The following is a 3,684-nucleotide window of genomic DNA, read 5'->3' on the forward strand; positions in this document are numbered from 1 at the left end:
CGATGGCAAGAATCCCCGGCTGGCCGACGCCGAGTTCGTTGCAGTGCTCGTCGAGCACCACGATGCGATGGCCCGGCGAGGCGAAACCGGCGGCACCGAGGTGGATCGGGTGCTCCAGGCCGTGGTGGTTGCACAGGACCATGCCCAGTTCGGTCTGGCCGTAATGGTCGTGAATGACTACGCCGAGGTTGTCGGCGAACCAGCGGATCACTTCCGGGTTCAGCGGCTCGCCGGCGCTGCTGACGATGCGCAGCTTGCCCTTGATCGACTTGGCGAATTCGTTGCCGCCGGCGATCAGCAGACGATAGGCCGTCGGCGAACCAGTGAGGTTGGTGATGTTGTACTTGTTGATCACCCGGCAGGTGCTTTCGAGGGTGAACGGGCCATCATAGAAGGTGATCGGATGCCCCATGGCCATCGGGCCGGTGACGCCGAAATAGATGCCATAGGCCCAGCCCGGATCGGCGACATTCCAGAATGAGTCTTCAGGACGCAAATCCACCGCGTCGCGGGTGTAGCTCTGGAACGCGACGATCGCCTTGAGCGGCACCGATAGGGCTTTCGACGGGCCGGTAGTGCCCGAGGTGAACATCAGCAGGAACGGTTCCTCGCCCGTCAGCAATACCGGCTCACAGACGTTGGAATAGTTGGCCAGTTCGGCCCAGAAACTGAAGTCGCCACGGACAATGCCCTGGCCCTTGGCGCCGCCAACGGTGACCACAGTCGGGCAATCGCCGACTTCGGCGAGTTTCGGCCGGTTGGTCGCATCGGTGACCACCACTTTGGCGCCGGAGCTGTTCAGGCGATGTTCGATGGCCTTGGGGCCGAACGCGGTGAACAGCGGCTGATACACCGCACCGATACGCCAGGTGGCGAACACGGTGATCAGCAGTTCGATATTGCGCGGCAGCAGGCCGGCAACCTTGTCGCCCTTCTGCACGCCCTGGGCCAGAAGGAAATTGGCAAAACGTGCGGCTTTGTCCTGCAGGTCACTGAAGGTGTAGGTCGCACTGGCGCCGTCGCGGCCCTCCCAGAACAACGCGATGCGCCCCGGCAAGGCGTGACGGTCGCAACATTCGACGCAGGCGTTGAGCGCCTCCAGCGAACCGCTGAGCGCAGCGTCCACGGTGTGCTGATAGTTGAACTGTTCGGTGGCAGACAAGTAATCGCGCATTGCCAGAATCCCTCGGTGTTTTTATTAGGTTGGGAACCGTAAACAACACAGGGATAGTCGCGCTGCGGCGCGGAGGCGGCAATGGTCAAAGCCATCAAGTTGGCTGACTGGTTTGGCCAAGGATCAAAGTATGTGTTGCCTTGACCGGCCCTATGGCTGGCAAGCCAGCTCCCACAGGGTTAGCGCAAAACCTGTGGGAGCTGGCTTGCCAGCGATGAGGTCAGAGCGATCAATGCCTGTGCAGGATCAGAGCGCTTCGTTCAGGATCAAGGTGCGGTAATGCCCCGGATTCGACCCCGACCACTTGCGAAACGCCTTGTAGAACGAACTCGCATCGGCAAACCCCAGCCGCGTGGCGATCTCGACAAAACTGATCGACGGCTCCGCCAGCCAAGTGATCGCCAGTTCCTTGCGCACGCTGTCCTTCAGGCCCTGATAAGTCTGGCCTTCTTCCGACAAGCGTCGGCGCAGGGTCGAGGCGGACATGCACAGTTGCTGCGCCAGGGCCTCGGTTTCCGGCCAGTGTTCGGCGGGCAACTGCCGCAGATTGTGCTTGATCCGGCTGGCAAGGCTCTCCGGGTCGCGATACTTCACCAGGATGTTTGCTGGCGCATGGGCCAGAAAGCGTTTCAGTTCCTCGGCTGTACGCTTGATCGGCAGGTCGAGGCAATCGGCGGCGAAGATCATCCGCGTGCGCGGACGCTCGAACCGCAGGTTTTCCGAGAACATCACCCGGTAGTCATCGCAAAAGTCCGGTTCGGCGCAACGCAGTTCGATCGCCAGAATCGGAATCCGCCGCCCGGCCAGCCAGCAGGCCACGCCGTGGACGATCATCCAATAGGTGAAATAGGTGAAGGCGCGGCGCGGTTCGGGGTCGTCTTCGAGCAGCACGACTTCCGCCAGGCTTTGCTGATGCACAAGTTGCGCCGGCATTTTTTCCAGCATTAACGAGAGAAAACTCAGGCCCATGTTCAGGCCGGCGGCCAGGGTCGGTTGGGCCATGGCGCTGCGGCAGAGAAACTCGAGGCTGCCGGACTTGAGCGGGCGCGGGTCCATGCCGAAGAACTCGTCATCGCCACGCCGGGCCAGCAAGCGCCAGAGTTTTGCGTATTGCGCAGCGGGTACCCGGCCTTCTGCGCTTTGCAGCACGGCCGAGTCGATACCGACCTTGTTCAAGACATCTTCCGTGGCCACGCCCGGGGCACAACTTTGCAGCAGCGCTTCACGCACCAGTTGCACGGCGATGGTGTCTTTTTCCGACATGGAGCGAGGCAGACCTTGTTGTTTTCGAGGGACGGGCATCTTAACCCAAACACGACTCAGATCCCCTGTGGGAGCAAGCTTGCTCGCGAAAGCGTTGGGTGAGTCACAGAGACGTCGACCGGTCAGCCGCCTTCGCGAGCAAGCTCGCTCCCACAGGGATTTGTGCGTGGCAAAAAACAGGTTGTTCAGCTTGCGTTCAGGTTTATGCCAATCATTGTCATGTGAGAATGGTTGTCATTATGTTACAACTTGTAACCTCTTCGAATGACTTAGTGGACACCGAATGCTCGTTCCCTTTCTGATCATGCTGCGTGAAGGCATCGAAGCCGCGCTGATCGTTGGCATCATCGCCAGCTACCTGCAACAAACCGGTCGTGGCCAGTGGATGCCCGCCGTATGGATCGGCGTATTCCTCGCCGCCGCCCTCGCCCTGCTGGTGGGCGGTGGTCTGGAACTGGTCAGTGCCGAGTTCCCGCAAAAGCAGCAAGAACTGTTCGAAGGCGTAGTCGGGCTGGTGGCCGTGGGCATTCTCAGTTCGATGGTGTTCTGGATGCGCAAGGTCGCACGCTCAATCAAGCACTCGCTGCAAGCCTCGCTGGACCACGTGCTGACGTCTTCAAGGCACCAGGTGATCGCACTGATCGCCATGGTGTTCTTCGCCGTTGCTCGCGAAGGCCTGGAAACCGTGTTCTTCCTGCTCGCGGTGTTCCAGCAGAGCGAAGGCCCGGGCGCGCCGATCGGCGCCCTGCTCGGGTTGATCCTGGCCATCGTCGTCGGTTTCCTGATCTACAGCGGCAGCATGCGCCTGAACCTGTCGGCGTTCTTCAAGTGGACCGGGCTGTTCATCCTCGTGGTCGCCGCCGGCATCCTCGCCAACTCGGTGCAGGCGCTGCATGAAGCGGGCGTATGGAACCACCTGCAGACCGTGCTCTTCGACTTCAGCGCGACGCTGCCGATGGATGGCCCGCTGGGCTCGGTGCTAGCCGGCATGTTCGGTTATCAGGATGCGCCGACCGTCAGCACCCTCGGCGCGTACCTGATCTATCTGCTGGTGGCGCTGGTGATGTTTTTCCTGCCCGCCGCGCCCTCCGGCACCCAGTCAGCCGGCAAATCGTCTTCCGTTTCCAGCCAATAAGGGCACCCATGTCAAAGCCTAATACTCCTCAGGCCTCGCCTCCCCGCGCCTTGCGCTGGGCGGTGGCCGGTTCGGTGGTCGTGATGATCGCTGCCGGAGGCCTGTTCTACTA

General features: G+C 61.3%; 3 protein-coding genes. 1 reads left to right on the forward strand and 2 read right to left on the reverse strand.

Annotated elements, in window-relative coordinates; genetic code table 11:
- Positions 1–1,174 (reverse strand): AMP-binding protein (locus DBR24_RS10610; RefSeq protein WP_128614700.1); only part of this gene is annotated, 1,174 nt, incomplete at its 3' end.
- Positions 1,175–1,420: 246 nt separating this feature from the next.
- Positions 1,421–2,437, reverse strand: a complete 1,017-nt coding sequence (locus tag DBR24_RS10615; RefSeq protein ID WP_128614701.1) for an AraC family transcriptional regulator — start codon at positions 2,435–2,437, stop codon at positions 1,421–1,423.
- A gap of 283 nt (positions 2,438–2,720) precedes the next feature.
- Here DBR24_RS10615 and efeU point away from each other — a divergent pair, with 283 nt between their 5' ends.
- Positions 2,721–3,572, forward strand: coding sequence for an iron uptake transporter permease EfeU (gene efeU, locus DBR24_RS10620; RefSeq protein WP_128614702.1), 852 nt, complete (start codon positions 2,721–2,723; stop codon positions 3,570–3,572).
- The last annotated feature ends 112 nt before the right edge of the window (positions 3,573–3,684 follow it).

This window comes from Pseudomonas sp. HMWF006, assembly GCF_003061205.1.
Classification (GTDB): Bacteria; Pseudomonadota; Gammaproteobacteria; order Pseudomonadales; family Pseudomonadaceae; genus Aquipseudomonas; species Aquipseudomonas monsensis.

Excerpts from the sequence above, each read along its gene's own strand:
- efeU (WP_128614702.1), top strand. The coding sequence starts at position 2,721 with ATGCTCGTTCCCTTTCTGATCATGCTGCGTGAAGGCATCGAAGCCGCG.
- DBR24_RS10615 (WP_128614701.1), bottom strand. The coding sequence starts at position 2,437 with ATGTCGGAAAAAGACACCATCGCCGTGCAACTGGTGCGTGAAGCGCTG.